Annotated in this window: 25 protein-coding genes and 5 tRNA genes; 11 read left to right on the forward strand and 19 right to left on the reverse strand. The window is 69.5% G+C overall.

Annotated features, from left to right (window positions below):
* Positions 1–20 precede the first annotated feature (20 nt).
* A complete protein-coding gene (thiD, locus tag ACIBK4_RS01525) occupies positions 21–815 on the reverse strand; it encodes a bifunctional hydroxymethylpyrimidine kinase/phosphomethylpyrimidine kinase (RefSeq protein WP_398991069.1) in 795 nt (264 codons plus the stop codon).
* On the reverse strand, positions 812–1,777 hold the full coding sequence (locus tag ACIBK4_RS01530; RefSeq protein ID WP_019058663.1) for a thiamine-phosphate kinase: 966 nt from the start codon (positions 1,775–1,777) through the stop codon (positions 812–814). The genes thiD and ACIBK4_RS01530 overlap by 4 nt, the downstream gene beginning before the upstream one ends.
* 212 nt (positions 1,778–1,989) lie before the next feature.
* On the opposite strand from ACIBK4_RS01530, the gene ACIBK4_RS01535 reads away from it, so the two are divergent.
* Positions 1,990–2,223 (forward strand): Lrp/AsnC family transcriptional regulator, encoded by a 234-nt coding sequence (locus ACIBK4_RS01535; RefSeq protein WP_003997603.1) that lies wholly within the window; start codon positions 1,990–1,992, stop codon positions 2,221–2,223.
* 20 nt (positions 2,224–2,243) lie between these two features.
* Complete coding sequence (locus ACIBK4_RS01540; protein ID WP_398991071.1) at positions 2,244–2,735, forward strand: DUF3515 domain-containing protein; 492 nt, start codon at positions 2,244–2,246, stop codon at positions 2,733–2,735.
* A 23-nt stretch (positions 2,736–2,758) separates the two neighbouring features.
* Here ACIBK4_RS01540 and ACIBK4_RS01545 read toward each other — a convergent pair whose 3' ends face one another.
* From ACIBK4_RS01545 to ACIBK4_RS01555, 3 genes are all read right to left on the reverse strand, one after another.
* Positions 2,759–3,916, reverse strand: coding sequence for a D-alanine--D-alanine ligase family protein (locus tag ACIBK4_RS01545; RefSeq protein WP_398991073.1), 1,158 nt, complete (start codon positions 3,914–3,916; stop codon positions 2,759–2,761).
* Between the two features lie 185 nt (positions 3,917–4,101).
* Positions 4,102–5,112: an NAD(P)H-dependent glycerol-3-phosphate dehydrogenase gene (locus ACIBK4_RS01550; RefSeq protein WP_033282685.1), complete on the reverse strand. Its 1,011-nt coding sequence runs from the start codon at positions 5,110–5,112 to the stop codon at positions 4,102–4,104.
* Positions 5,109–5,918, reverse strand: a complete 810-nt coding sequence (locus tag ACIBK4_RS01555; RefSeq protein WP_398991075.1) for a lysophospholipid acyltransferase family protein — start codon at positions 5,916–5,918, stop codon at positions 5,109–5,111. Before ACIBK4_RS01555 ends, ACIBK4_RS01550 begins: the two co-directional genes overlap by 4 nt.
* 144 nt (positions 5,919–6,062) lie before the next feature.
* On the opposite strand from ACIBK4_RS01555, the gene cofC reads away from it, so the two are divergent.
* Both cofC and ACIBK4_RS01565 read left to right on the forward strand, forming a co-directional pair.
* Positions 6,063–6,701: a 2-phospho-L-lactate guanylyltransferase gene (gene cofC / locus ACIBK4_RS01560; protein WP_398991077.1), complete on the forward strand. Its 639-nt coding sequence runs from the start codon at positions 6,063–6,065 to the stop codon at positions 6,699–6,701.
* Positions 6,702–6,720: 19 nt separating this feature from the next.
* The gene (locus ACIBK4_RS01565; protein ID WP_033282688.1) at positions 6,721–6,924 is read left to right on the forward strand and encodes a hypothetical protein; all 204 of its coding nucleotides are present in this window, start codon (positions 6,721–6,723) and stop codon (positions 6,922–6,924) included.
* A gap of 104 nt (positions 6,925–7,028) precedes the next feature.
* Here ACIBK4_RS01565 and ACIBK4_RS01570 read toward each other — a convergent pair whose 3' ends face one another.
* From ACIBK4_RS01570 to leuC, 4 genes are all read right to left on the reverse strand, one after another.
* On the reverse strand, positions 7,029–7,652 hold the full coding sequence (locus ACIBK4_RS01570) for an HU family DNA-binding protein (RefSeq protein WP_318019046.1): 624 nt from the start codon (positions 7,650–7,652) through the stop codon (positions 7,029–7,031).
* Between the two features lie 138 nt (positions 7,653–7,790).
* The gene (locus ACIBK4_RS01575; protein WP_033282690.1) at positions 7,791–8,021 is read right to left on the reverse strand and encodes a hypothetical protein; all 231 of its coding nucleotides are present in this window, start codon (positions 8,019–8,021) and stop codon (positions 7,791–7,793) included.
* Between the two features lie 276 nt (positions 8,022–8,297).
* Positions 8,298–8,891, reverse strand: a complete 594-nt coding sequence (leuD, locus tag ACIBK4_RS01580) for a 3-isopropylmalate dehydratase small subunit (RefSeq protein ID WP_398991083.1) — start codon at positions 8,889–8,891, stop codon at positions 8,298–8,300.
* A 5-nt stretch (positions 8,892–8,896) separates the two neighbouring features.
* Entirely contained in the window at positions 8,897–10,321 is a 1,425-nt protein-coding gene (gene leuC / locus ACIBK4_RS01585) for a 3-isopropylmalate dehydratase large subunit (RefSeq protein ID WP_398991085.1), read from the reverse strand.
* A 192-nt stretch (positions 10,322–10,513) separates the two neighbouring features.
* On the opposite strand from leuC, the gene ndgR reads away from it, so the two are divergent.
* Both ndgR and ACIBK4_RS01595 read left to right on the forward strand, forming a co-directional pair.
* On the forward strand, positions 10,514–11,230 hold the full coding sequence (gene ndgR, locus ACIBK4_RS01590) for an IclR family transcriptional regulator NdgR (protein ID WP_019068721.1): 717 nt from the start codon (positions 10,514–10,516) through the stop codon (positions 11,228–11,230).
* Positions 11,231–11,518: 288 nt separating this feature from the next.
* Positions 11,519–12,163 carry a MerR family transcriptional regulator gene (locus ACIBK4_RS01595; protein ID WP_398991087.1) on the forward strand — a complete coding sequence of 215 codons (645 nt, stop codon included), beginning with the start codon at positions 11,519–11,521 and terminating at the stop codon, positions 12,161–12,163.
* Between the two features lie 50 nt (positions 12,164–12,213).
* Here the strand turns inward: ACIBK4_RS01595 and ACIBK4_RS01600 are convergent.
* The 10 genes from ACIBK4_RS01600 to ACIBK4_RS01645 form a co-directional block, all read right to left on the reverse strand.
* Positions 12,214–12,286, reverse strand: a tRNA-Glu gene (locus ACIBK4_RS01600).
* 44 nt (positions 12,287–12,330) lie between these two features.
* A tRNA-Gln gene (locus ACIBK4_RS01605) sits at positions 12,331–12,402 on the reverse strand.
* A 20-nt stretch (positions 12,403–12,422) separates the two neighbouring features.
* Positions 12,423–12,495 (reverse strand) — tRNA-Glu (locus ACIBK4_RS01610).
* 61 nt (positions 12,496–12,556) lie between these two features.
* Positions 12,557–12,629 (reverse strand) — tRNA-Glu (locus ACIBK4_RS01615).
* A 42-nt stretch (positions 12,630–12,671) separates the two neighbouring features.
* Positions 12,672–12,743 (reverse strand) — tRNA-Gln (locus tag ACIBK4_RS01620).
* Between the two features lie 91 nt (positions 12,744–12,834).
* Complete coding sequence (locus ACIBK4_RS01625) at positions 12,835–13,566, reverse strand: HAD family hydrolase (RefSeq protein WP_398991089.1); 732 nt, start codon at positions 13,564–13,566, stop codon at positions 12,835–12,837.
* A 49-nt stretch (positions 13,567–13,615) separates the two neighbouring features.
* Positions 13,616–14,275, reverse strand: a complete 660-nt coding sequence (locus ACIBK4_RS01630; protein ID WP_398991091.1) for a DUF4241 domain-containing protein — start codon at positions 14,273–14,275, stop codon at positions 13,616–13,618.
* A gap of 114 nt (positions 14,276–14,389) precedes the next feature.
* On the reverse strand, positions 14,390–15,865 hold the full coding sequence (gene gltX / locus ACIBK4_RS01635; RefSeq protein ID WP_398991093.1) for a glutamate--tRNA ligase: 1,476 nt from the start codon (positions 15,863–15,865) through the stop codon (positions 14,390–14,392).
* Entirely contained in the window at positions 15,858–16,634 is a 777-nt protein-coding gene (locus ACIBK4_RS01640; RefSeq protein WP_390156818.1) for a fumarylacetoacetate hydrolase family protein, read from the reverse strand. The genes gltX and ACIBK4_RS01640 overlap by 8 nt, the downstream gene beginning before the upstream one ends.
* 79 nt (positions 16,635–16,713) lie before the next feature.
* The gene (locus tag ACIBK4_RS01645) at positions 16,714–16,899 is read right to left on the reverse strand and encodes a hypothetical protein (protein WP_019058645.1); all 186 of its coding nucleotides are present in this window, start codon (positions 16,897–16,899) and stop codon (positions 16,714–16,716) included.
* Positions 16,900–17,471: 572 nt separating this feature from the next.
* On the opposite strand from ACIBK4_RS01645, the gene ACIBK4_RS01650 reads away from it, so the two are divergent.
* From ACIBK4_RS01650 to ACIBK4_RS01670, 5 genes are all read left to right on the forward strand, one after another.
* On the forward strand, positions 17,472–21,404 hold the full coding sequence (locus ACIBK4_RS01650) for a nitrate- and nitrite sensing domain-containing protein (protein ID WP_398991096.1): 3,933 nt from the start codon (positions 17,472–17,474) through the stop codon (positions 21,402–21,404).
* 9 nt (positions 21,405–21,413) lie between these two features.
* Positions 21,414–21,827: a roadblock/LC7 domain-containing protein gene (locus ACIBK4_RS01655; protein ID WP_005479910.1), complete on the forward strand. Its 414-nt coding sequence runs from the start codon at positions 21,414–21,416 to the stop codon at positions 21,825–21,827.
* A 111-nt stretch (positions 21,828–21,938) separates the two neighbouring features.
* Positions 21,939–22,337 carry a DUF742 domain-containing protein gene (locus tag ACIBK4_RS01660; RefSeq protein WP_019058642.1) on the forward strand — a complete coding sequence of 133 codons (399 nt, stop codon included), beginning with the start codon at positions 21,939–21,941 and terminating at the stop codon, positions 22,335–22,337.
* Positions 22,318–22,893, forward strand: coding sequence for an ATP/GTP-binding protein (locus tag ACIBK4_RS01665; protein WP_266772908.1), 576 nt, complete (start codon positions 22,318–22,320; stop codon positions 22,891–22,893). The genes ACIBK4_RS01660 and ACIBK4_RS01665 overlap by 20 nt, the downstream gene beginning before the upstream one ends.
* A gap of 399 nt (positions 22,894–23,292) precedes the next feature.
* On the forward strand, positions 23,293–26,583 hold the full coding sequence (locus ACIBK4_RS01670; protein WP_398991098.1) for a nitrate- and nitrite sensing domain-containing protein: 3,291 nt from the start codon (positions 23,293–23,295) through the stop codon (positions 26,581–26,583).
* Positions 26,584–26,587 lie beyond the last annotated feature (4 nt).

Here is a 26,587-nt window from a genome sequence, read left to right on the forward strand (position 1 = left end):
CTTCTTAAAAGAAGCGCACGTCAGGAAAGCTCACGTCGTAGCGCCCACCCGTGGTCCACGGGCCCGATCCCTCCACCCAGCGCGAACCCCGCCGCGATCGCCCCCGTGACATACGCCTTCGCCGCCGTCACCGCCTCCGGCACGGACTCCCCCTTGGCGAGCTGCGACGCGATCGCCGAGGCGAGCGTGCAGCCGGTCCCATGCGTATGCCGGTTGTCGTGCCGAGGCGCACGCAACCAGTGCTCCTCAGAACCGTCGGTGAGCAGATCCACGGCGTCACCCGGCAGATGACCCCCCTTGATCAACACCCAACGCGGCCCGTACGCCAGCACGGCCGCCGCGGCCTCGCGCAACTGCCCCTCCGAATCGACCCGCACGCCGGTGAGTTGCGTCACTTCGTCCAGATTCGGCGTGGCCACGGTCGCCACCGGCAACAGCTTCGTCCGTACGGCGTCCAGCGCGGAGTCCGCCAGCAGCGAGTCCCCGTGCTTCGAGATGCCGACCGGGTCGACGACCGTAGGAACGTCCGTGCCGCCGATCAACCCCGCGACCGTCTCGACGAGTTCGGCCGACGCGAGCATCCCGGTCTTCACGGCCTGGACGCCGATGTCGTCGACGACGCTGCGGTACTGGGCGCGCACCGCCTCCGCCGGAAGTTCCCAAGCCCCTTGCACGCCGAGGGAGTTCTGCGCGGTGACCGCCGTGACGACACTCATGCCGTGCACACCGAGCGCGAGCATGGTCTTCAAGTCGGCCTGGATTCCGGCCCCTCCACCGGAGTCGGAGCCGGCCACCGTCAGCACACGGGGCTTCACGACTCGATGTCCCCGAAGTGGTCCCAGCCGCCCTTGCTGGTCCACGGCGCCCCGTCGACCGTCACCTGGGGCAGCGCGGAGGGGTTGAGGACCTCGCCGATCACCTTCCAGCGGGCGGGCAGCTTCACGTCCGGCGCGAAGGTCGCCACGATCGCGTGGTCCTCTCCCCCGGTGAGCACCCACTGGATGGGATCGACGCCGACGGCCTGCCCGATGTCGTTCATCTGCGTCGGGACGTCGATCGCGCCGGACCGGATGTCGATACGGACCTTGCTGGCCTCCGCGATGTGCCCGAGGTCGGCGATCAGCCCGTCGCTCACGTCGCACATCGAGGTCGCCCCGAGCCCGGCCGCCGCCGGACCCGCGTGATACGGCGGCTCGGGGCGCCGGTGCGCCTCCACGAACGCGCGCGGCGAGCGGAAGCCCCGCGACAGCACCGCGAACCCGGCCGCGGACCAGCCCAGCCACCCCGTCACGGCGACCACGTCACCGGGCTGCGCGCCGCCCCGGGTGACCGGCTCGCGGCCGCGCAGATCGCCGAGCGCGGTGATCGACACCATGATCGTGTCGCCCCGTACGACATCGCCGCCGACCACCGAGGCGCCCGCGACCTGGCACTCGTCGCGCAGGCCGTCCATCAGCTCCATGGGCCAGGTGACCGGGAGTTCGGCCGGTACGACCAGGCCCAGCAGCAGCGCGGTCGGTACGGCGCCCATGGCGGCGATGTCCGCGAGGTTCTGCGCGGCGGCCTTGCGTCCGACGTCGTAGGCGGTGGACCAGTCGCGGCGGAAGTGCCGGCCCTCCAGCAGGATGTCGGTGCTCGCCACGACCCTGCGGTCGGGCGCGGCCACGACCGCGGCGTCGTCGCCGGGGCCGACCCGGACCGCGGGGGTGGTGGTGAGCCGGGAAGTGAGCTCCCTGATGAGCCCGAACTCCCCCAACTCACCGACGGTGCCCTTCATCGTTCGTCCTCTTCTCGTGACGGCAGCGCCCGGTCGCGAGCCGTCGGTGTGCTCGGTACGGTCGAGGTGACCGTCGACTTCAGTCGTGCCCGCGCCCCGGCACGGGGACCAGGTCGTGTCGGGCCTCCGCGGGTCTCCCCGCGGCGAGCGGCGACGCGATACCGTGGCGTTCCTTTTCCCCACATGATCCTCGTGGCCGCCCTGGAGGTTCCGTGGTACAGGCGTACATCCTGATCCAGACGGAGGTCGGCAAGGCGTCGACCGTCGCCGAAACGATCAGCAAGATCCCTGGAGTGATCCAGGCCGAGGACGTGACAGGACCGTACGACGTGATCGTGCGGGCCCAGGCCGACACGGTCGACGATCTCGGCCGCATGGTGGTCGCCAAAGTCCAGCAAGTGGACGGCATCACCCGCACCCTGACCTGCCCGGTGGTGCATCTGTAGCCCCCGTCTACCCTTGGCCGGTGAACTCTCTCCGTCACCGGCACCGTTCTGTCATCGGGCTGTCCGTGCTCGCCGCGCTGATCACCGTCGCGGGTTGCTCCTCAGCAGACGACAGCGCGTCGGCGGCGGTTCCCTCGCCGGGCGCGAAGGTCACCGGGCTGTGCCGGAGCCTGGACAAGATGCTGCCGTCCAAGGTCGACGACCAGGACCGCCGGGATCCCGAGCCCGCGTCAGCGCTGACCGCGGGCTGGGGGAACCCGGCGATCATACTGCGCTGCGGTGTCGTCCGACCCGCGAAGATGAACGACCCGGAGGCCGACGGCGTCGAGGTGAACGGCGTCGGCTGGCTCCTCCAGAAGGAGGACGACGGCTCGTTCCGCTTCACCACGACGCTGCGGAAGGCCTACGTGGAGGTGACCATCCCGAAGGACCGCACCGGAGACGGCATGGCGCCGCTGGTCGACCTCGCGAAGTCAATCAAGAAGGCGATCCCCGCAGGGATCGCCGACTGACCGGCTCGACCTCGACCTCGGCCTCAGCGAAGCCCTGTTGAACGGCGGAGCGCCGCCTGCACCAGCAGGTCGACCAACTCCCCGTAGGGGACGCCACTGGCTTCCCACATCTTCGGGTACATCGAGATCGGCGTGAATCCGGGCATCGTGTTGATCTCGTTGATGACGAACTCGCCGTCTTCGGTAAGGAAGAAGTCCGCCCGCACGAGCCCCTCGCAGGAGGCCGCGTCGAAGGCGTCCACCGCGAGCCGCTGGACCTCGGCGGTCTCCTCCGGCGTCAGCGGGGCGGGCACGATACCGGGGGTCGAGTCGATGTACTTCGCCTCGAAGTCGTAGTACGCGTGCTCCTGGGGCGGCGGAATCTCGGCCGGCACACTCGCGCGCGGCCCGTCCTCGAACTCCAGGACCCCGCACTCGATCTCGCGTCCGCGCAGCGCGGCCTCCACGAGGATCTTCGGGTCGTGCCGCTGCGCCTCGGCGATCGCCTCGTCGAGGCCGGACAGGCCGTCGACCTTGGTGATACCGATGGACGAACCCGCGCGCGCGGGCTTCACGAACAGCGGCCAGCCGTGCTCACCGGCGAAGTCGATGATCTTCTTGCGCGCGGCGGACTCGTCCCGCTCCCACTCGCGCGGCCGGATCACCAGGTAGGGGCCGACCTTGAGGCCGAACGAGGTGAACACCCGCTTCATGTACTCCTTGTCCTGGCCGACGGCCGAGGCGAGCACACCCGCGCCCACGTACGGCACACCGGACAGCTCCAGGAGTCCCTGAAGGGTGCCGTCCTCGCCGTAGGGGCCGTGCAGGACGGGGAAGACGACGTCGACGTCACCGAGGGCCTTGGGCACGGATCCCGGTTCGCTGAGGACGACTTCACGGTTTCCGGGGTCGAGCGGGAGCACCACTCCGCCCTCGCTCGACTCGGCGAGTTCGTCGACGTCCGGCGTACGGCGGTCGGTGATCGCCATCCGCTCCGGCGCGTCGGCGGTGAGGGCCCAGCGGCCTTCGCGCGTGATGCCGATCGGCAGGACGTCGTACTTGTCCCGGTCGATGGCCGCGAGGACGGCGCCGGCGGTGACCACGGAGATCCCGTGTTCGGAGCTGCGACCGCCGAACACAACGGCCACACGCGGCTTGCGAGGCGGCTGCTCAGGGTTCTGGGAGAGGTTCTCGGTGCTCATATCGCGATGAGAGTACCCGGTGGTAGTGGCTTGAGTCAGCGTCCGTTGACGAGCGGCGGTTCAGGCCGCCCCTTGAAGCACGCGGTCGGACAGCGCCCTAGAGGGGCGCGGGGAACTGCGCGACAAGCCACGACGCAGCCGCAGCCGCCCGACAGCACAAGGCACCCCCCACCCCCGCGGAGCCCTCAGCGCCGCTCAGGCTTGGCACTCCGAGACATCAGCTCCTTGACGGCCACCACCGGCGACTTCCCCTCATGCACGATCTCGAACACCGTCTCCGTGATGGGCATATCCACATCGTGCCGACGGGCCAAGTCCAGCACGGACTCACAGGACTTGACGCCCTCCGCGGTCTGCTTGGTGACCGCGATCGTCTCCTGAAGGGTCATGCCCTTGCCGAGGTTCGTCCCGAAGGTGTGATTGCGCGACAACGGCGACGAGCAAGTAGCCACCAGGTCACCCAGCCCCGCGAGCCCGGAGAACGTCAACGGATCCGCCCCCATCGCCAGCCCGAGCCGCGTCGTCTCGACAAGCCCCCGGGTGATCAGCGACCCCTTCGCGTTGTCCCCGAGCCCCATGCCGTCCGCGATACCGACGGCGAGCCCGATCACGTTCTTCACCGCGCCACCGAGCTCACAGCCCACGACGTCGGTGATGGTGTACGGCCTGAAGTACGGCGTGTGGCAAGCGGTTTGGAGCCGCCGGGCGACCGCTTCGTCGGTGCACGCGACCACCGCGGCGGCCGGCATCCGGGAGGCGATCTCGCGCGCGAGGTTGGGCCCGGAGACCACGGCGATCCGGTCCCGGCCGACCTTCGCGACGTCCTCGATGACCTCGCTCATCCGCATGACGGAGCCGAGCTCGACGCCCTTCATGAGCGAGACGAGGACCGTGTCGGGCGCCAACAGGGGTGCCCAGTCGGCCAAGTTGGCGCGCAGCGTCTGCGAAGGGACCGACAGAACGGTGAAGTCGGCGTCGGCGGCGGCCTCGGCGGCGTCGGTGGTGGCCCGCAGGTTCTCCGGGAGTTCCACGCCGGGGAAGTAATCGGGGTTCGTACGCGTGGAGTTGATGGCCTCCACGACCTCCGCGCGACGACCCCACAGCGTGACCTCGCACCCCGCGTCGGCGAGCACCATGCCGAAGGCGGTGCCCCACGAACCGGCGCTGAAGACAGCCGCCTTGACCGGCTTGCTCACGTGCCCTGCCCCTCTTCCTGCTCGACCTTCGGCTCCAGTGCCGCCTGGGCCTGAGCCTCCAACTCCTGTGTCTCCGCGGCCGTTCGGCGCCGCTGCTCGATCCGCTCGCGGCGCGGGTCGTAGGGCACCTCGGGCGCCTTCGCGCCGCGGATCCGCTCCAACAGGCGGGTGATGTCGGCCATGATGACCTCGGTCGCCTCTTTGAGGAGCTCCGGGGTCATCTCCTTGCCGTAGAACCGCGTGAGGTCCACCGGCGGGCCCGCGAGCACATGGCTGGTCTTGCGCGGAAAGGCGTGCAGTTTCTTGGCATACGGCGGGAGCAATTCGTTGGCGCCCCACTGGGCCACGGGAATCACCGGGCACTGGGTCTGCAGGGCCACGCGCGCGGCGCCGGTCTTGGCGGTCATGGGCCATTGGTCGGGGTCCCGGGTGATGGTGCCCTCGGGATAGAACGCGACGCACTCACCGCGTTCCACTGCGGCGATCGCGGCGCGGAAGGCACTCAACGCGTCCGTGGTCTCGCGGTAGACGGGGATCTGTCCGGTGCCGCGCATCGCGGCGCCGACGAATCCCTTCCCGAAAAGGCTGCTCTTCGCCAGGAATCGCGGAACACGTCCGGTGTTGTACTGAAAGTGTCCGTATGCGAAGGGGTCGACTTGTGAATTGTGGTTCACCGCGGTGATAAACCCGCCCTCGGCCGGAATGTGTTCCATTCCGCCCCAGTCCCGCTTGATCAGAACCACCAGCGGCGGTTTGCAGAGGACCGCGGCGAAGCGGTACCAGAACCCGATTCTGCGGCGGGGCACGCGAACACCTTCCTCTTGGACCTGGGGGGCCGCACAAGTGTCGCCCCAGGCCGTCGGTCTGTCGAGAACACCGTACGCCCCGCCACCGACACCGCCAGGGGTGCCGGGTGACAATGGCCGCGACAAGAGAGGGACGGAACGCCCGTGCAGTGGACCTTGGTCATCCCCCTGAAGCCTCTGGCGCGCGCCAAGAGCAGGCTCTCGGACACCGCGGGCGACGGGCTGCGCCCCGGGCTCGCCCTCGCCTTCGCCCAGGACACCGTGGCGGCCGCGCTGGCCTGCCCGGGGGTCCGCGATGTGGCGGTCGTCACGGACGACGCCCTGGCCGGCCGCGAACTGGCCGCGCTGGGCGCCCGGATCGTCGCGGACGAGCCGGGAGGCGGCCTGAACGCCGCTCTGCGGCACGCGGCGGCGGTCGTGCGGGTTTCCCGCCCCGAAAGCGCGGTCGCGGCCCTGAACGCCGATCTGCCGGCGCTGCGCCCCGCGGAATTGGCCCGCGTCCTGGACGCGGCCGCCGAATTCCCCCGCGCTTTTCTCCCGGACGCGGCCGCAATCGGCACCACGTTGCTCACCGCCCGAGAGGGCCGCGAATTGCGCCCGGCATTCGGCGCCGATTCCCGCGCCCGCCATCGCGCCTCCGGGGCGGGCGAACTCACCCTGGACGCGGTGGATTCCGTACGACAGGACGTGGACACCGGCGAGGACCTGCGGGCGGCGCTGGCCCTCGGGGTGGGGCCGCGCACGGCGGCAGCGGCGGCGGGGCTGCTGATTCCGGGGCAGTGACCGGCAGTAGGCTGCGCCCATGCAGGCGACCGCTTACACCTACGACGCCGGGACCCGTACCGGAAGTGTGCTGCTCGACGACGGCACCCCGGTGTCCTTCGACGCCGCCGCGTTCGACGCGGGCGGGCTGCGGCTGCTGCGGCCGGGACAGCGGGTGCGGATCGAGACCGAGGGGCCCAGGGACGGCCTCAGGGTCACGCTGGTGACGCTGCAGACCTTCTGAACGCCGTTTCCGTACGCGCCCCTTCCGTACGCCCCTGAACACGCCGCGGGCCGGACTCCCAGAGGGAGTCCGGCCCGGCGCGTGAGTGCCCTTGCGCCCCGTGACTAGCGGGTGGTGGCCTTCTTGGCGGTGGTCTTGCGGGTCGCCGACTTCTTGGCGGGGGCCTTCTTGGCCGTCGCCTTCTTGGCGGTGCCGGTGGCCTTCTTGGCCGCCGTCTTCTTGGCCGTCGCCGTGGTCTTCTTGGCGGTCGCCTTCTTGGCCGTGGCCTTCTTGGCCGTGGCGGTGGTCTTCTTGGCGACCGTCTTCTTCGCCACGGTCTTCTTCGCGGCGGCGGTCGCCCTCTTGGCGGTGGTCTTCTTGGCCGCGGCCTTCTTGACCGTCGCCGAAGCGGTGCCGCTCAGGCTGCCCTTGGGCGCCTTCTTGACGGCGACCTCGCCGCCGCGCGGGAGCTTCTTCGAGCCGCTCACCAGGTCCTTGAAACCCTGGCCCGCGCGGAAGCGCGGCACGGAGGTCTTCTTGACCCGAACCCGCTCGCCCGTCTGGGGGTTGCGGGCGTAACGGGCCGGACGGTCGACCTTCTCGAACGAACCGAAGCCGGTGACCGAAACCCGGTCCCCATTGACGACGGCACGGACGACTGCGTCCAGAACCGCGTCGACCGCCTCGGCGGCCTGCTGACGGCCGCCGACCTTGTCCGCAATCGCTTCTACGAGCTGCGCCTTGTTCACGTCTTCCCCTTCGGAGACATTGCCGGAACGAAACTGCTCCGGCTTTTTCGCACGTTAGGCAGATATATACCGCAAATCAAACACGAAACGGGCTAATCACCCGTGCGCCGCAACGATTTCGGCTGTCCTGGACTTGTTTCAGCGTTCCTCTTCCGGGAATCGACCCGCGTCGAGGTCCTCTGTGAACCGGTCCAGCCGCCTTGTCGCGTCGGCGAGATCGTGCTTGGCCGCGGCCGTAATGACCAGCAGCTTCCGGGCCAGCGCCATCCGTACGCCCTCCGGGACTTGCAGTGCGCGCACCCTTGTGTGCGCTTCCTTGAGTTGGTCCGCGACTGCCGCATAGAGCTTGAGTTGGCCGTCGTGTTCCATGCACAGATTGTGCCATCTGGGGCGAGTTGTCGCCTGCGGGGGTAGCAACTGGTGCCTCAAACAGCGTTCCGGAGCCCGGCGGCAGCCTTGGCTCAAAGCTGCGCGTACCCCGTCAACACCCTGTCTAACACAGGGAGTTGAGCAAAGCGTTGCAGGCGCGCAGGGCCGTTCGGGTGCAGACATGGCTGTACCCCCAATCGTGGCGATCGGGGGTACAGACGGGGTGTCGCGTGGCCGAATCTCGACCCGGGGAAGGCCTCGTGAGAGACCCCGGGGTCAGACCTGGACCGTCTTGGGCTTGTACGAGGGGCGCTTGGCCTCGTACGTGGCGATGTCGCCCTCGTTCTGGAGGGTGATGGAGATGTCGTCCAGGCCGTTCAGCAGCCGCCAGCGGGCGTTCTCGTCGAGCTCGAAGGACGCGGTGATGCCTTCGGCGCGCACCTCGCGGGCCTCCAGGTCGACCGTGACCTCGGCCTGCGGGTCGTTCTCCACGAGGACCTGCAGCGCGTCCACGGTCTTCTGCTCCAGAACCACCGTGAGCAGGCCGTTCTTCAGCGAGTTGCCGCGGAAGATGTCGGCGAAGCGCGAGGAGATGACGGCCTTGAAGCCGTAGTTCTGCAGCGCCCACACGGCGTGCTCACGCGAGGAACCCGTACCGAAGTCGGGACCGGCGACCAGGACCGTCGCGCCCTTGCGCTCGGGGCGGTTGAGGATGAAGTTCTCGTCCTTGCGCCAGGCCTCGAAGAGCCCGTCCTCGAAGCCGTCCCTGGTCACCTTCTTGAGCCAGTGGGCGGGGATGATCTGGTCGGTGTCCACGTTGCTGCGGCGCAGCGGAACGGCCCGGCCGGTGTGCGTGGTGAATGCTTCCATGACTCTCAGACTCCAGCGGGCACGGGGGCGTCGGACAGATCGGCGGGCGAGGCCAGGTGACCCAGCACGGCGGTCGCGGCGGCGACCTGCGGCGAGACGAGGTGCGTACGGCCGCCCTTGCCCTGCCTGCCCTCGAAGTTGCGGTTGGAGGTGGACGCGGAGCGCTCACCGGGCGCCAGCTGGTCCGGGTTCATGCCCAGACACATCGAGCAGCCCGCGTGCCGCCATTCGGCGCCGGCCTCCTTGAACACGACGTCCAGGCCCTCGGAGACGGCCTGCAGACCGACCCGCGCGGAGCCCGGGACGACCAGCATCCGTACGCCGTCGGCGACTTTGCGTCCCTCGACGATCGCGGCGGCCGCACGCAGGTCCTCGATACGGCCGTTGGTGCACGAACCTACGAAGACGGTGTCGACCTTGATGTCGCGCAGCGCCTGTCCGGCCTCCAACCCCATGTATTCCAGGGCCTTTTCGGCGGCGAGGCGCTCCGAAGCGTCTTCGTACGAAGCAGGGTCGGGGACGGACGCCGAAAGCGGCGCGCCCTGACCGGGGTTGGTGCCCCAGGTGACGAACGGCGCCAGCGAGGGACCGTCGATGACGACCTCGGCGTCGAACTCCGCGTCCGCGTCGGTCTTCAGGGTCTTCCAGTACGCGACGGCGGCGTCCCAGTCCTCGCCCTCGGGGGCGTGGGCGCGGCCCTTGATGTACTCGAAGGTGGTCTCGTCGGGGGCGATCATGCCCGCGCGGGCGCCGGCCTCGATCGACATGTTGCAGATGGTCATGCGGGCTTCCATCGAGAGCTTCTCGATGGCGGAGCCGCGGTATTCGAGGATGTAGCCCTGGCCGCCGCCGGTGCCGATCTTCGCGATGATGGCGAGGATCAGGTCCTTGGCGGTGACGCCGTCGGGCAGTTCGCCGTCGACCGTGATGGCCATCGTTTTCGGGCGGGCCAGCGGCAGCGTCTGGGTGGCCAGCACATGCTCCACCTGGGAGGTGCCGATGCCGAACGCCAGCGCACCGAACGCGCCGTGGGTGGAGGTGTGGGAGTCACCGCACACGACCGTCGTACCGGGCTGGGTCAGACCCAACTGCGGCCCTACGACGTGGACGACACCCTGCTCGACGTCGCCCAGGGAGTGCAGGCGCACGCCGAAGTCCGCGCAGTTCTTGCGCAGCGTCTCCAGCTGGGCCCGGGAGACCGGGTCCGCGATGGGCTTGTCGATGTCGAGGGTCGGGGTGTTGTGATCCTCGGTGGCGATGGTGAGGTCGAGGCGCCGCACCGGACGGCCCGCCTGACGGAGACCGTCGAAGGCCTGCGGGCTGGTCACCTCGTGCAGCAGGTGCAGATCGATGAAGAGGAGGTCGGGCTCGCCCTCGGCGCGCCGGACGACATGGTCGTCCCAGACCTTCTCCGCGAGTGTCCTACCCATCGCTTTCCCTCCGGCCGGCGAAACAGCGCCGGCCCAACTAGAGATCTTTGAGGAGACGGCGCTCGCACCCCCTGGTTCACGGGCAGCCGCCGCCTGGCCCGTTCGGTACGCGGGCCGCTGTGCCTACAAGAGTTGCGCGTCTCACGAAAAAAGGAACTTGCGTTTCACAGAGTGAGACGCGAGTATCGTTTCATGGACAACAGTAGCGGCGTCGGCGTCCTGGACAAGGCAGCCCTTGTCCTGGGCGCTCTGGAGTCCGGTCCGGCCACCCTCGCGGGTCTGGTCGCGGCGACCGGGCTGGCACGACCCACGGCACACCGGCTGGCCGTGGCTTTGGAACACCACCGCATGGTGGCGCGCGACATGCAGGGCCGTTTCATTCTCGGCCCCCGTCTCGCCGAGCTGGCCGCGGCCGCCGGCGAGGACCGTCTGCTCGCCACGGCGGGCCCGGTGCTCACGCATCTGCGGGACATCACGGGCGAGAGCGCGCAGCTCTACCGCCGCCAGGGCGACATGCGCATCTGCGTCGCCGCGGCGGAACGCCTGTCCGGACTTCGGGACACGGTCCCGGTCGGCTCGACGCTCACGATGAAAGCAGGTTCGTCCGCGCAGATCCTGATGGCCTGGGAGGAGCCGGAGCGCCTGCACCGCGGCCTCCAGGGCGCCCGCTTCACGGCCACCGCCCTCTCGGGCGTACGACGCCGGGGCTGGGCCCAGTCGATCGGCGAGCGCGAGCCGGGCGTCGCGTCCGTCTCGGCGCCCGTGCGCGGCCCCTCCAACCGCGTGGTGGCCGCCGTGTCCGTCTCCGGCCCCATCGAGCGCCTGACGCGCCACCCGGGCCGTATGCACGCCCAGGCAGTCATCGACGCCGCCGCCCGCCTCTCCGAGGCCCTGCGCCGCACCGGCTGACTTTCCGGGACACAGAACGAAGGGGGCCTGCCTCAACGCCGCGGCAGGCCCCCTTCGTTTCCCCCGATCCCCCCGGTCACCTCGTCTCGCGCGCCACCTCGGCACTCGCCCCAGTGGCCCCCGGGTGCTGTCCCGCGCAGGCTCCCCCAGCGTGCGGAACGGCGACAGCGCCCCCGGGGGCCACTGGTGCGCCGCCCGGTCGGATAGCTTCACTATCCTTCTGGGCGGTGATTGGATAGTGACACTTCCCAAGGAGGGGCGCAAGCCCCCCGAAGAGAGGCGCGAGAGATGCGGCTGGCCGAGTTGAGCGAGCGCAGCGGTGTGTCCGTCGCGACGATCAAGTACTACCTGCGCGAACGGCTGTTGAGGCCCGGCCGGCAGGTCAACGCGACCACGTCCGAGTACGACGAGGAGCATCTGCGCCGGCTGCGGCTGGTGCGCGCGATGATCCAGGTCGGCCGGGTGCCGGTGGCGACGGTCCGCGAGGTGCTCGGCCATGTGGACGACGACTCCCTGGGCCGCACGATCCGCCTCGGCGCGGCGATGTGGGCGCTGCCGCAGGTACGGGAGCCGGACGAGGACGACGAGTACGTCCGGGCCGCACACCAGGAGGTCGACCGGCTCCTGGACCTGCTCGGCTGGGAGAACGTCAAGCAGCTCTCGACCATCTCCCCCGCGTACCGCTCACTGGTGGTCTCGGTCGCCGCGTTCCGCCGGATCGGCTACGGCTGGGGGGCTGAACTGCTCGCGCCGTACGCCGAGTTGATGCACCGGACGGCCGTCCTCGACCTGGACAACATGGAGACGCACCCCTCGCAGGAGGAGCAGATCGAGTTCGCGATCCTGGGGGCGATCATCAACGAGCCGATCCTGCAGTCGCTGCACCGGCTGGCCCAGGAGGAGGAGACGACGCGGCGCTACGGCTTCGAGTGAGCCGGGAACGCGAAAGCCCCTCCACCGAGGTGGAGGGGCTCTGCTGTACGTACCCCCGACCGGATTCGAACCGGCGCTACTGCCGTGAGAGGGCAGCGTGCTAGGCCGCTACACAACGGGGGCCTAGATCGTGCAAGCGGTTAAAACTACACCACCGCAGATCAGAGCTGGTCTACCAGGACTCGAACCTAGAATGACGGTACCAGAAACCGTAGTGTTGCCAATTACACCATAGACCAAGGTGATTCAAGGTAAAGCGTACCCCCGACCGGATTCGAACCGGCGCTACTGCCGTGAGAGGGCAGCGTGCTAGGCCGCTACACAACGGGGGCCCTAGCGATCCTGCATGAGAGGCGGCGGGTGCGACCCGACCACCTTCCTGGGAAGGATCTGTACCCCCGACCGGATTCGAACCGGCGCTACTGCCGTGAGAGGGCAGCGTGCTAGGCCGCTACACAACGGGGGCTTTGCAGAGTTGACCTCTGCGGTTGCAGATGAGCTCTGCGAGCTGGCCTACCAGGACTCGAACCTAGACTAACGGAACCAGAAACCGTCGTGCTGCCAATTACACCATAGGCCACTAAGACTCAACCCCCGTAGGGATCTTGTTCTAGCGTGCGCTTCCGGTTACCGGACCTTGCGGTCTGTTCTCCGGCGGCGCAGGAAGAACATTACCTGAAGGTGGACGGGGCTCCAAAACGGGTATCAGCGCGGAGGATCGCGGGAAGTTCGGCGAGCGAGGCGATCCGGTGCCGGCCAGCGAGGGCCTCACCAGGGGTGTGCCCACCGCGCCGGTCGATCCACACGGACAGCAGCCCGGCGTCCGCGGCGCCCCTCCAGTCGATCTCGGGGTGATCTCCGACATACGCGACTTCGTGCGGCGGGAGTTGCAGCGCCTCGCAGGCCGCGAGGAAGGCGCCGGCCTCGGGTTTGGAGACACCCAGCTCGGCCGCGCACAGGACGGCCTCGAAGCGGTCGTGGACACCGAGGGTGCGCAGTTTGCGGTCCTGGACGGTGCGGCTGGAGTTGGAGAGGACGGCGTGCCGGTGGCTGGCCGCGAGGGCGTCGAGGACGGGCAGGACGTCGGGGAAGAGGGCCCAGGCGGTCTCGTAGTGGGCCTTGTAGCGCCCGAACCAGTCCTCGGCCTGGGCGTCGGTCAACTCCCGGTCCAGGAACAGCCGGACGCGGTCCAGCCGCTGTCCCTCGAAGGTGACCTCGCCGGCCGCGAAGCGCGCCCAGTGGAACTCGGTGGCCACCCGCCAGCGCTCCAGGGCCTCCGCCAGGCTCGCCTCTCCGTCGGCCAGGCCCTCGGCCAGCAGGTGCTCGCGCATGGCCGCGCGGTCCGCACCGGTGTAGTCGAACAAGGTGTCGTCGACGTCCCAGACAACGGCCCTAATGGTCATGATCCGACGGTAACCCGGAGCCCGGGGGCACGTCTGCCCCCGGCCGCCGTCACTCGGGGACGACGAAGAAGTCCGTGACGAAGCAGGTGACTTCACCGGTCGCCGTACGGCCGATCCAGGTGGGATACGCGCCGTCGCCCCAGCCCGAGGTGAAGGCGATCAGGTTGTGCCCGGTGTCGGGGGCGGTGATCAGGTGGGGTCCCGGGGCCCACTTGTTCTGCTCGAAGGCGTCCCACAGCGGGCCCTCGTCGCCCTCGCACTCCGGGAAGGAGCCGTCGACCGACGCGTCGTAGAACGCGCCCGTACCGGCGTCGACCCCGTAGCCGTAGAACTCGTCCTCCGTGAGTTCGGCGAGGTCCTGGCCGGGCTGAAGGGCGAGTTCCCAGGCGGCGGTTGGTTCGTCCCGTATGACCAGGCGGGCGGCGGCCACGCGCAAGTGCGGGTCGTCGGAGGGGAGTTGGTCGGGCTGGGTGAGGGTGGCGACGGCCGCTTCGACTCGGTAGTGGCCGGGCGGTACGGCGACCGTGAAGGGTTCCGCCTCGCCCTGGCCGAGGCCGACGAACGGGTCGCAGGCCACCACCTGGCCGGTGGGGAGCCAGAGTTGGCCGCCGTCGACGAGGTGGATCACGCCGACCGTGCCGGTCTCGTCCTCCCTGAACTCGCTGCCCGGCGTGAACAGCCAGGCGTAGTCACGAGCGGTCATCGGCATGAAAGGCGCCTCTCCTGAACGATCTTCAATGATCCGGAACCCTAACGCCCCGCACTGACAACGCCGAAGGGACGGCAGGCCGTTGCGGCTGCCGCCCCTTCACGCGTGCGTGCCTTACGCGGCCAGCTTGGCGAGGGCCGCGTCGATCCGGGCGAGGGTCTTCTCCTTGCCCAGGATCTCCAGGGACTCGAAGAGCGGCAGGCCGATCGTGCGGCCGGTGACGGCGACACGGACCGGGGCCTGCGCCTTGCCGAGCTTGAGGCCGTGGGCCTCACCGGCGGCCAGGACGGCCTCCTTGAGGGACTCGGGCGAGGTCCAGTCCGCGGACTCCAGCTTCTCGCGGGCCGTGCGGAGAAGGGCGTCGGAGCCCTCCTTCATGGCCTTCGCCCAGGACGCCTCGTCCTCGACCGGCTCGGCGAGGAACAGGAAGTCGACGTTGTCCGTGATCTCGGAGAGCACCTTCAGGCGGGTCTGCGCGTGCGGCGCGACCGCCTGCCACTTGGCCTCGTCGAAGTCCTCCGGCGCCCAGGGGGCGAAGGGGGCCTTCAGCCACGGGGTGCAGCGCTCGGTGAAGTCCTTCACGTCGAGCAGGCGGATGTGGTCGGCGTTGATCGCCTCGCACTTCTTCAGGTCGAAGCGCGCCGGGTTCGGGTTCACGTCGGAGACCTCGAAGGCCGCGACCATCTCGTCCATCGAGAAGACGTCCCGGTCGGCGGCGAGCGACCAGCCCAGCAGGGAAAGGTAGTTGAGCAGCCCCTCGGGGAGGAAACCGCGCTCCCTGTAGAGGTTGAGCGAGGACTCCGGGTCGCGCTTGGAGAGCTTCTTGTTGCCCTCGCCCATCACGTACGGCAGGTGGCCGAAGGAGGGGATCTCCTTGGCGATGCCCAGGTCGATCAGCGCCTTGTAGAGGGCGATCTGGCGCGGGGTGGAGGAGAGCAGGTCCTCGCCGCGCAGGACGTGGGTGATCTCCATCAGGGCGTCGTCGACCGGGTTGACCAGCGTGTACAGCGGGGCGCCGTTGGCGCGGACGATGCCGTAGTCCGGCACGTTCTCCGCGGTGAACGTCAGCTCGCCGCGGACCAGGTCCGTGAAGGTGATCGTCTCGTCGGGCATCCGGAAGCGGATGATCGGCGTGCGGCCCTCGGCCACGTAGGCGGCCTTCTGCTCGTCCGTGAGGTCTCGGCAGTGGCCGTCGTAGCCGGACGGGCGGCCGGCGGCGCGGGCGGCGTCGCGGCGGGCGTCCAGCTCCTCCGTGGAGCAGTAGCAGGGGTAGGCGCGGCCGGCGTCCTGGAGCTTCTGCGCGACGTCCTTGTAGAGGTCCATCCGCTGCGACTGGCGGTACGGCGCGTGCGGGCCGCCGACCTCGGGGCCCTCGTCCCAGTCGAAGCCCAACCAGCGCATGGCGTCGAGGAGTTGGCCGTAGGACTCCTCGGAGTCGCGGGCCGCGTCGGTGTCCTCGATGCGGAAGACCAGCGTGCCCTGGTGGTGTCGGGCGAACGCCCAGTTGAACAGGGCGGTGCGGACCAGGCCCACGTGCGGGTTACCGGTCGGCGAGGGGCAGAAACGGACGCGTACGGGTGCGCTAGCCACGCTTGACAACCTTGTTGGTGAGAGTGCCGATGCCTTCGATGGAGACGGCGACCTCGTCGCCGACGGTGAGCGGTCCGACGCCTGCCGGGGTGCCCGTGAGGATCACGTCGCCGGGGAGCAGCGTCATGGCCTCGGTGATGTTGACGATCAGATCCTCGATCGAGTGGATCATCTCGCTGGTGCGGCCGAGCTGTCGCTGCTGTCCGTTGACGGTGAGCTGGATGGTGAGGTCGCTCGGGTCGAGGTCCGTCTCCACCCAGGGGCCGAGCGGGCAGGAGGTGTCGAAGCCCTTGGCCCGGGCCCACTGCTTCTCGCGCTTCTGGACGTCCCGCGCGGTGATGTCGTTGGCGCAGGTGTAGCCGAGGATGACGTCCTTGACGCGCTCGCGCGGGACCTCGCGGCACATCCGGCCGATGACGACGGCCAGTTCGGCCTCGTGGTGGAGGTCCTCGGTGAAGGAGGGGTACTGGATGTCGTCGCCGGGGCCGATCACCGAGGTGGAGGGCTTGAAGAAGGCGAAGGGGACGTCCGGCACCTCGTTGCCCAATTCCCGGGCGTGCTCGGCGTAGTTGCGGCCGTAGGCGACGACCTTGTTCGGGAGGACCGGCGGCAGCAGCCTGACCTTGCTGAGCGGGACCTTCGTACCGGAGAGCTCGAAGTCCGCGAACGGGATGCCCTTGATGATGTCGAGGACGAGCTCGTCCGGCTTGTCGCCCTCGACCGCGCCGAAGGCGACGTTCCCGTCGATGGAGAATCTGGCGATGCGCACGGGATCCTGGCGCCCCTCACTGAGCTGGCTGGAGTCTGACGCTCCAGGCTAACGCGGTGCGGGACCCCTGCTCGCGCGATTACTCCGCGGCGGCGGTGACCGGGATCTCCATGAGGATCGTCCGGCGCGGGTTGGCGGTCTGGGCCGGCAGGTCGAGCGAGTGTTCCTGCAGCTCCGGCGTCTGCAGCGGCTCGGCGTCCGTGAGGTGCGCCAGCGTCGTGCGTCGCGGGTTGGCAATGTTGCGGAACATCATCGTGGTCTTCACTGTTGTACTCGACCCTCGTCGTCCGTGGGTGGATGGTTGGCAGTATGTGCCCTCATGTAAAGCGTCAGGCTAAACATCCAATTCCCGTCCGAAGACGCGAAGAGCCCCTGATCTGCATGTGAGTTTGCTCACGGCCGCATGGGCAAAGCGTCCAATTCGGACCCCCAACTCACCTCAACGAAACGGACATTGACCCCCTGAAGCTGTCATTCCGCTCCTGATCATGGCGACTTGGGCACCCACCATGCCCTCAGGGGTCGTAGGGATATGCCCCCTTTGGAGTGAATAGCTTTCTACGTCTCGTGACGCACCCCTCACGCGGTGTCACACAGGTCACAGCCTGGCCTACGGGCCTTGTTGGAGATCCGGCACTGTGCTGGAATTCCACGGACCGCCGCAGAATCAGCCCGGCGCGCAGAGGGCGCAACGCAGCGCCAGGGGCGGCGGAAGGGGGAGCAGCGCCGGTCACTCACGACCACACACTGGGGGGCGCGTTCAGGGCGCTCCCTAAGACGCCGACACCGTCCTTCCGTTCGCGCGGAGGGGCGCCTGGTCCAGAGGTTGCGACGCTAGTGCAGGGACGTTTCAAGAGGGATGGCAGTGCTTCGGCGGAGCCGGAGCCGCATGGCGGGGCTGGCCCCAAGACCGGCAGCTCCTCGCCCCAGCACGCCCAGAACCCGGGCCCGGCACCGTCAGGCGACGGTGGAGGCCCCGGGCGCCCCGGTGTGTCCGCAGCCCCGACCCCCGCGCCCCCGGTGAAGCCGCCGTCGGGCGCGCCAGGACCCGGATCGCGCGTCGCTCTGCGTAACTGGCGCATCTCCACGCGCCTGGTCTCGCTGCTCGCGCTTCCGGTGGTCGCGGCCACCTCGCTGGGCGCGCTGCGCATCAGCGACTCCATGACCGACATCCAGCAGCTCGACAACATGAAGCTGCTGACGGACATGACCAAGCAGGCCACCGAGCTGGCCACCGCGCTCCAGGAGGAGCGCGACCAGTCGGCCGGTCCCCTCTCGCACGGTGGCAAGGCCACCGACTACGAGGTCAAGGGGTACGAGGAGAAGACCGACCGCGCCCGCGACAACTTCATCAACGCCTCGGAAGAGGTGGACAGCGCCAGCAAGTCCGGCCAGCTCCAGGGCGTCCGGGAGAGCCTGGTCGGTCTCGCGACCGAGTTGGACAACCTCGACAAGATCCGCAAGTCGGCGTACCAGTCGAAGGGCAACTCGACACAGACGGTCGACGCCTACCACCGGCTGATCAGCCAGCTGCTGGACCTGTCGCAGGACATGGCCGAGGCGACCAGCAACCCGGAGATGATCCAGCGCACCCGCGCCCTGGCGGCCTTCTCCGCCGCCAAGGAGTTCTCCTCCGTGCAGCGGGCCGTGATCGCGGCGGCCCTGCCGAACAACAACACGGAGCTGGGCACCCTCTCCCCGAACGACCGGCTCTACGCCGACTCCGCCCTGGAGAGCGAGAAGTCGGAACTGAGCATCTTCCGCAACATCTACGGCAACCAGGGCGCCGAGGACCTCATCGCGCCCATCGAGGACGGTAACCCGACCATCGAGTCGGCCGACACCTACGCCCAGCGTGTCCTCGACAACCAGAACGGCCTGGCCTCGCTGGACAAGCGGTCCTACAAGGACTGGGTGGACGACAGCTCGACCAAGATCGAGCAGATGAAGAAGATCGAGCACACGCTCCTCGAGGACATGGAGCAGAAGGCCCGCGAGCTGCGCTCCGCCTCCGAGCGCGAGGCGATCATCTCCGGTGCGCTGATCCTGCTCGTGCTCGGTGTCTCCCTCGTCGGCGCCTTCGTCATCGCCCGGTCCATGATCCGCTCGCTGCGCCGCCTCCAGGAGACCGCCAACAAGGTCGCCCAGGACCGGCTGCCCGAGCTGGTCAAGCAGCTGTCCGAGTCCGACCCGCAGGACGTCGACACGTCCGTGGAGTCGGTCGGTGTGCACTCCCGGGACGAGATCGGCCAGGTGGCCGCGGCCTTCGACGACGTGCACCGCGAGGCCGTCCGCCTCGCCGCCGAGCAGGCCCTCCTGCGAGGCAACGTCAACGCGATGTTCACCAACCTCTCGCGCCGCTCCCAGGGCCTCATCCAGCGTCAGCTCTCGCTCATCTCCGAGCTGGAGTCCCGCGAGGCCGACCCGGACCAGCTGTCCTCGCTCTTCAAGCTCGACCACCTCGCGACCCGCATGCGCCGTAACGGTGAGAACCTCCTGGTCCTCGCCGGTGAAGAGCCCGGCCGCCGCTGGACCCGTCCGGTCCCGCTGGTCGACGTGCTCCGCGCCGCCGCCTCCGAGGTGGAGCAGTACGAGCGCATCGAGCTCTCCTCCGTGCCGACCACCGAAGTCGCCGGCCGTGTGGTCAACGACCTCGTGCACCTCCTCGCCGAGCTGCTGGAGAACGCGACCTCCTTCTCCTCGCCGCAGACCAAGGTCAAGGTCACCGGTCACGCGCTGCCCGACGGCCGCGTGCTGATCGAGATCCACGACACCGGTATCGGCCTCTCCCCCGAGGACCTCGCGGCGATCAACGAGCGGCTCGCCTCGCCGCCCACCGTGGACGTCTCGGTCTCCCGCCGCATGGGTCTGTTCGTGGTCGGCCGCCTCTCGCAGCGCCACGGCATCCGCATCCAGCTGCGTCCGTCCGACTCCGGTGGTACGACCGCGCTGGTCATGCTCCCCGTCGACGTCGCCCAGGGCGGCAAGAAGCCCGCTCCGGGCAAGCCCGGTCAGGCCGCCGTCGGTTCCGCCGCGGCGGCTGCCGCGGCCGGTGCCGGTGCGGCCCGCCGGGGCAACGGCCAGCAGGGCTCCGCGCTCGGCGCGGGTGCGCCCGCAGGCAACGGTGGACTTCTCGGTGCCGGGGCCGCTCCGCGCGGCCAGGTCGGTGCCGGTCAGGGCCCGCGGGCCGCGCTGCCCGGTGCGGGCGGCGGACGTCCGGGTGGACCCGGCGGTCCCGGTGGTCCGGGCGGTGCGCGTGGGCCCCAGGGTCCCTCGGCGCCGCAGGGCCGTCCGACCGCGGGTTCCGGTGCCGGTCTCTTCGGCCAGGCCCCGAGTGCCCCGCAGGGTCTGCAGGCCGCCGGTCCCGGTGCCCCGCAGGGCTTCGGCGACGGTCGCCAGGACGCCTTCGGCGGACCCCCGCCGCAGGGCAACCCGGTGCCCCCGCAGCGCACGAGCAACGACGAGCCCGAGCCGCCCCGCGGTGGTGGCCGGCGTCGGGGCCGTCAGCCGCAGCTCCCGCCGCGCGGTGGTGCCCGGGCCGAACTGCCCGGCGGCAACAACAACCAGCGCCCCAGCTGGAGCGACGAGAACGCGCAGCCCCCGCTGGGCCGCGGCAACCTCGACGCCCCGCGCGGTCACGACGAGCGGGACGCCGAGCAGACCTCGCGGATGCCGCGCATCGACGACCACCAGGGCCCCGCGGCCACGACGGAGATGCCGGCGATACCGCGGTTCGACGCCCAGGACAGCGGTCAGTTCCCGCGCCCGGGCACCAACGGGCAGCAGAACACGGGCCAGTTCCCGCGTCCCGGCGCCAACGGGTCGCAGAACACCGGGCAGTTCCCCCGCCAGGGCGCGAACGGCTCGCAGGACTCGGGGCAGTTCCCGCGCCCCGGTGCGGGCGGACCGCAGGACACGGGTTCGTTCCCGCGGCCGGACTTCGACGCCCCGCGTCCCGGCGCCAACTCCCCGCAGAACGGCGGCCAGTTCGTCCGCTCGGACGTCTTCGGCGCCCCGAACAGCCCGGCCAACAACCCGTCGAACCCGGCCAACACGGGACAGTTCGCCGTCCCGCAGGCGTACGACGCCGGCTCCACGGGCCAGTTCGCGACACCCGGCTTTGACAACGGCTCCACCGGTCAGCACAATCTGCCGAACCGTCAGAACCCCGCGAACACCGGGCAGTTCGAGCGGCCGCAGGTCAACGGGAACCGCAACGGCGCCGACCTCGGCGCCCAGCGGCCGCCCGCCCCGCAGCGTCCCACCCGCCAGGAGCCCGAGGCGTTGCCGCCTGCCACGGGTCCCGGTGACGGCAGGACGCCGCTGTACGACACGCTGGAGACCAACTGGTTCCACGGTCAGCAGGCGGAACAGCAGCAGAGCAACGGCTCCTTGAGCAACGGCTCCGCTCCCGCCCCGCAGCCGCAGGCACCGTCGGCTCCGGCGACACCCCCTCAACGTCCCACGGGCGGTACCTGGCGCAGCTCGCCGAACGACGACCTCGTTCGGCAGGCAGAGCGTGTACGGCAACCGGCCGCGGGCGGCGTCACCACTTCCGGCCTGCCGCGCCGGGTGCCCAGGGCGAACCTCGTCCCGGGCACGGCTCAGCAGCAACAGCACCAAACCGGTCCGCAGGTCTCCCGTGCGCCTGACGACGTACGTGGCCGGCTGACCAATCTCCGTCGGGGCATCGCACAGGGTCGACAGGCCGGTACGGGTACCGGCCAGACCGGCAGCTTCCCCAGCCCCACTCACCAGCAGGAGCGTTAGTTGAGCCAGATGAGCCAGGCGGCACAGAACCTCAACTGGTTGATAACCAACTTTGTGGACAACACCCCGGGTGTGTCCCACACCGTCGTCGTGTCTGCCGACGGACTCCTTCTGGCCATGTCGGAAGGGTTCCCGCGCGACCGCGCCGACCAGCTCGCGGCCGTGGCCTCCGGGCTGACCTCGCTGACGGCCGGGGCATCCCGGATCTTCGAGGGCGGCGACGTGGCACAGACGGTCGTGGAGATGGAGCGGGGATTCCTCTTCCTCATGTCCGTCTCGGACGGCTCGTCCCTGGCGGTGCTCGCGCACCCCGAGTGCGACATCGGCCTCGTCGGCTACGAGATGGCACTGCTCGTCGACCGTGCGGGGGCGGTCCTCACACCGGACCTGCGCGCCGAACTCCAGGGCAGTCTGCTTCACTGACCGGCCCCGGCACCACCCGTCTCACCAAATCACCGTCCGGCCGCCACAATCCCCCCACCGGCCCTGTCAGACGGCTAGCCCGACCGACTTGCTGTCCCGCCCGGAGGATTCATGACCCCGCCCACCGCCTCTCATGATCCGTACGCCGAGCCGTACGGGGACGAGGGCGACCAGCCGCTGGTACGTCCTTACGCGATGACCGGCGGCCGGACCCGGCCGCGCTACCAGCTCGCCATCGAGGCGCTGATCAGCACCACGGCCGACCCGGCAGCGCTGATGGGACTGCTCCCTGAGCACCAGCGCATCTGCCACCTGTGCCGCGAGGTCAAGTCGGTCGCGGAGGTGTCGGCACTCCTCGCCATGCCCCTCGGTGTGGCCAGGATCCTCGTCGCGGACCTCGCCGAGGCCGGTCTGGTGGCCATCCACCAGCCGGGCGGCGACGAGAACAACGGCGGCGCACCGGACGTGACGCTGCTCGAAAGGGTGCTCAGTGGACTTCGCAAGCTCTGACGGAGGGCGGGCGACCACCTCCGCGAAGATCGTGGTGGCGGGTGGCTTCGGCGTCGGCAAGACCACGTTCGTGGGTGCCGTCTCGGAGATCAACCCGCTGCGCACGGAGGCCGTCATGACGTCCGCGTCCGCGGGCATCGACGACCTCACCCACACCGGGGACAAGACCACCACCACGGTGGCCATGGACTTCGGACGCATCACCCTGGACCAGGACCTGATCCTGTACCTCTTCGGTACGCCGGGTCAGGACCGCTTCTGGTTCATGTGGGACGACCTGGTGCGCGGCGCGATCGGCGCCGTGGTCCTGGTCGACACCCGCCGGCTGGCCGACTGCTTCCCCGCGGTCGACTACTTCGAGAACAGCGGGCTGCCCTTCGTCATCGCCCTCAACGGCTTCGACGGGCACCAGCCGTACTCGCCGGAAGAGGTGCGCGAGGCGCTGCAGATCGGTCCGGACGCACCGATCATCACGACGGACGCCCGGCACCGCTCGGACGCCAAGAGTGCGCTGATCACGCTGGTCGAGCACGCGCTCATGGCCCGGCTGCGGTAGCACGCGGCGGCCCTGAATGCAGTGCTCAAGTCGGCAGCGCCATACGGCAGTTGTCGTAGACACCCCGGAGCCGGCTGTGGCCTTTGACACGGTCGGCCCCGGTGTTCATAACGTTTCGGCAGAGGAATCGGGTGGTACCGCAACGCGTCGCGGTCATCCGGTGCCACTGCGCTAACAAAGCCCCGTCTTTTGACGGGGCTCGCTCTTTATGACCGTTTTATCTGGGGCTTACATCACTCGGAATCCGCGGTTCCGACTGTTTGGAATCGCGCATGCTGACGTGCTGGAATGCGTGAACTGCCCAATAGTCAACGACGTACTGATAAGCAGGGGCCGTTGACGGGCTTGAGACACTGCGGCACGACGATAGGTGCCGACCGCCGGAAGGTTGTTGGTCGAGTGAGGCGAAGCAAGAACGGTCCCGAGCCGTCGGCCCGGGGCAACTTCACCCCGCCGCCGCGCGGAGCGGCGCCCGCCCCTGTGCCAGGCTCGGAGCCCACGGCGCCACCCGCTCCGAGCGGCGGCCGTTTCTCCCCCCGCAACTGGCGGGTGCCGACCAGGCTGAACGCGATTCTGCTCATACCCGTGGTGGTCGGCCTCGTCATGGGCGGCTTCCAGGTGAAGAACTCGATCGACACCTGGCAGAACGCCGAGGACGCGGAGAAGACCGCCCGCCTGGTACAGGCTGCCCTGACCTACAGCAACGCGATCACCAACGAGCGTGACGTGACCGCCGCGCCCCTGCTGCTGGGCAAGGGCGTGAAGGACCCGACGGTCGTCGCCGCCCGCAAGGCCACGGACGACGCCGCGGACACCTTCGACAAGGCCGCGCAGAACATGCCGGACCAGTCGGGCCTGGAACGCCGGCTCAGCCGCTTCCGCAAGGTCGAACCGCAGCTGACGTCCATCCGGGCCGCCGCGTACACCACCAAGTTCACGGGTGTGCAGACCGAAGAGGCCTACGTCAACCTGGAGCACCCGCTCCTTGAGTTCTCGAACGAACTGGGCCTGGGCACCGGCAACATCACCAGCTACGGCCGCTCGGTCTACGCCATCGCACTCGCCAAGGGCGCGCTCTCCCTGGAGCGCTCCATCGGCATGCACCTGCTGGTGAAGCCCGGCCCCGGCGAGGGCAGCCTCGCCACCCAGCGCACCGCGATCACCTCGTACGCGTACCTGGAGGGCATCGCCATCCAGGAGTACCAGGCCGGTGGTACCGACGCGGACATCACGCGGCTGAACACGGCCCTGGCGAAGGTCAAGACCGACGGCGCGGCCATGGTCAAGCAGGCCGCCGCGCAGGCGAAGGCCGCCAACGAGACGTATGTGCCGCCGCCCGCCAACCCGATCGACATGATCACGGCGATGTCGCAGCTGCAGACCACCGACCCCTCGGCGCGTGCGGTGCTCGCCACGAAGGGCATCACCGCGCAGAACTGGTGGGCGGGTACGACCCTCAAGTACGAGGCCTACCGCAAGATCGAGGAGGACAAGGCCGACACCGCGGTGAGCGAGGCGTCCGACATCGCCAACACCGCCAAGCGCGACGCCATCATCACCGGTGCCGCCGTCGTCGTCGCCCTGCTCCTCGCCTTCATCCTGGCCGGTGCCGTCGCCCGCCAGATGAGCCGCGCGATGCGCCAGCTGCGCAACGCGGCCTTCGGCATCGCCGAGCAGCGCCTGCCGATGCTGGTCGACCAGCTCTCGCGCACCGACCCCGGACGCGTGGACACCCGGATCTCCCCGATCCCGATCACCACGACCGACGAGATCGGCGAAGTCGCCAGAGCTTTCGACCAGGTCCACCGCGAAGCCGTACGACTGGCCGCCGAGCAGGCCCTCCTGCGGGGCAACATCAACGCGATCTTCACCAACCTGTCGCGCCGCAACCAGTCGCTGATCGAGGGCCAGTTGACCCTCATCACCGACCTGGAGAACAACGAGGCCGACCCGGACCAGCTGGAGAACCTCTTCCGCCTGGACCACCTCGCGACCCGTATGCGCCGCAACGGCGAGAACCTCCTGGTCCTCGCCGGCGAGGAGCCCGGCCGTCGCTGGGACCAGCCGGTCCCGCTGGTCGACGTGCTGCGCGCCGCCTCCTCCGAGGTGGAGCAGTACGAGCGCATCGAGCTGTCGGGCGTCCCGGAGGCCGAGATCCACGGCCGCGCGGTGACCGACCTCGTGCACCTGCTCGCCGAGCTGCTGGAGAACGCGACGACGTTCTCCTCCCCCCAGACCAAGGTCCGCGTCACCGCGACCCGTCTCCCCGACGGCCGCGTGATGATCGAGATCCACGACAAGGGCATCGGCCTCACCGCCGAGGACTTCGCGGACATCAACCACAAGCTGGCCAACCCGCCGACCGTGGACGTCGCGATCTCCCAGCGCATGGGCCTGTTCGTGGTCGGCCGGCTGTCCGACCGGCACGGCATCCGCGTCCAGCTCCGCCCCTCGGGCGAGCAGGCCGGCACGACCTCGCTGGTCATGCTGCCGGACGCGATCACGCACGGTGGCGGTGGCGAATCGCAGCTCCAGCGCGACGAGTTCACCGTCTCGCAGATCATGCCGGAGCAGCCGCAGCAGCAGTTCCAGGGCGAGGACTTCAACCACGCCCCGATGCGCACCGCGGCCGAGCTCGGCTTCGACGACACCCGCTACTCCGAGGTTCCGGACGACATCCGCGAGCTGGACCCGGTGGGCCGCTCGCTGATGCGCGAGGAGCGCCGCGCGGCCCTGGAGTCCCAGAAGCCGGGCCAGGAGCTGGAAGCGGGCGAGTACGCGGAGTTCAACGAGTTCGACGCCCCGCAGCAGCAGCCGTACGGCAACGGACAGCAGGGCTACCAGGACCAGCCGACCGGCTTCACCGGTCAGCCGGCGTACGAGGAGCAGCAGCAGACGTCGTACGACGAGCCGCGCCAGCCCTCGTACGAGGAGCAGTACTTCCCGCCGAACGGCGGGGCACCGGGGACCGACTCGTTCCCCGACTCCTTCCCGTCGAACGGCGGTTACCCGGAGCCGGGTTACGCGGAGCCGGTGCAGGAGGAGCACGCGTCGGCGCACCCCAACGGGTCGGAGACGTTCTCGGGCTTCGAAGAGCCGTCCTACCAGGACGACTGGCCCCAGCAGGACGGTTACCGCAACGGGTACCCGGACCAGTACGCTCCGGAAGCGGAGTCCACGCAGGCCGCTGACGTGAGTGAGCGGGACCACGTAGGCTTCGAGCGTCCGGGACCGGCTCCCTCCGCCGTCCACGCGCTGACCGACGCCGGACTGCCGCGCCGCGGTTCGGCCGCGAACGGCAGCAACGGTTCGCAGCCCGCCTCGTCGCCCTCCGCACCGGAGAGCAGCAAGGTCGATATCTTCGGTACCGCGAGTGCCAACGGCAGTACGGGCACGACGGACTGGCAGTCGGCGAACGACGAGCGCTGGCAGCAGGCGTCGGCGCTGAAGAAGCCGAAGGCGGGCGGGGTCACCTCCTCCGGCCTGCCGCGGCGGGTACCCAAGGCCAACCTGGTCGAGGGCACCGCCGAGAGCACCCCGCAGGGCGGCCCCCAGGTCTCCCGCGCTCCCGAGGACATCCGGGGCAGGCTGAGCAACCTGCGCCGCGGGGTCCAGCGGGGACGCAGCGAAGGCAGTGAAACGAACGGTCAGGGCTTCGGCTCTGACAGCACCTACAACCAGGAGCGTTAGTGTG

This window comes from Streptomyces sp. NPDC050528 (assembly GCF_044457795.1).
Taxonomy (GTDB): Bacteria; Actinomycetota; Actinomycetes; order Streptomycetales; family Streptomycetaceae; genus Streptomyces.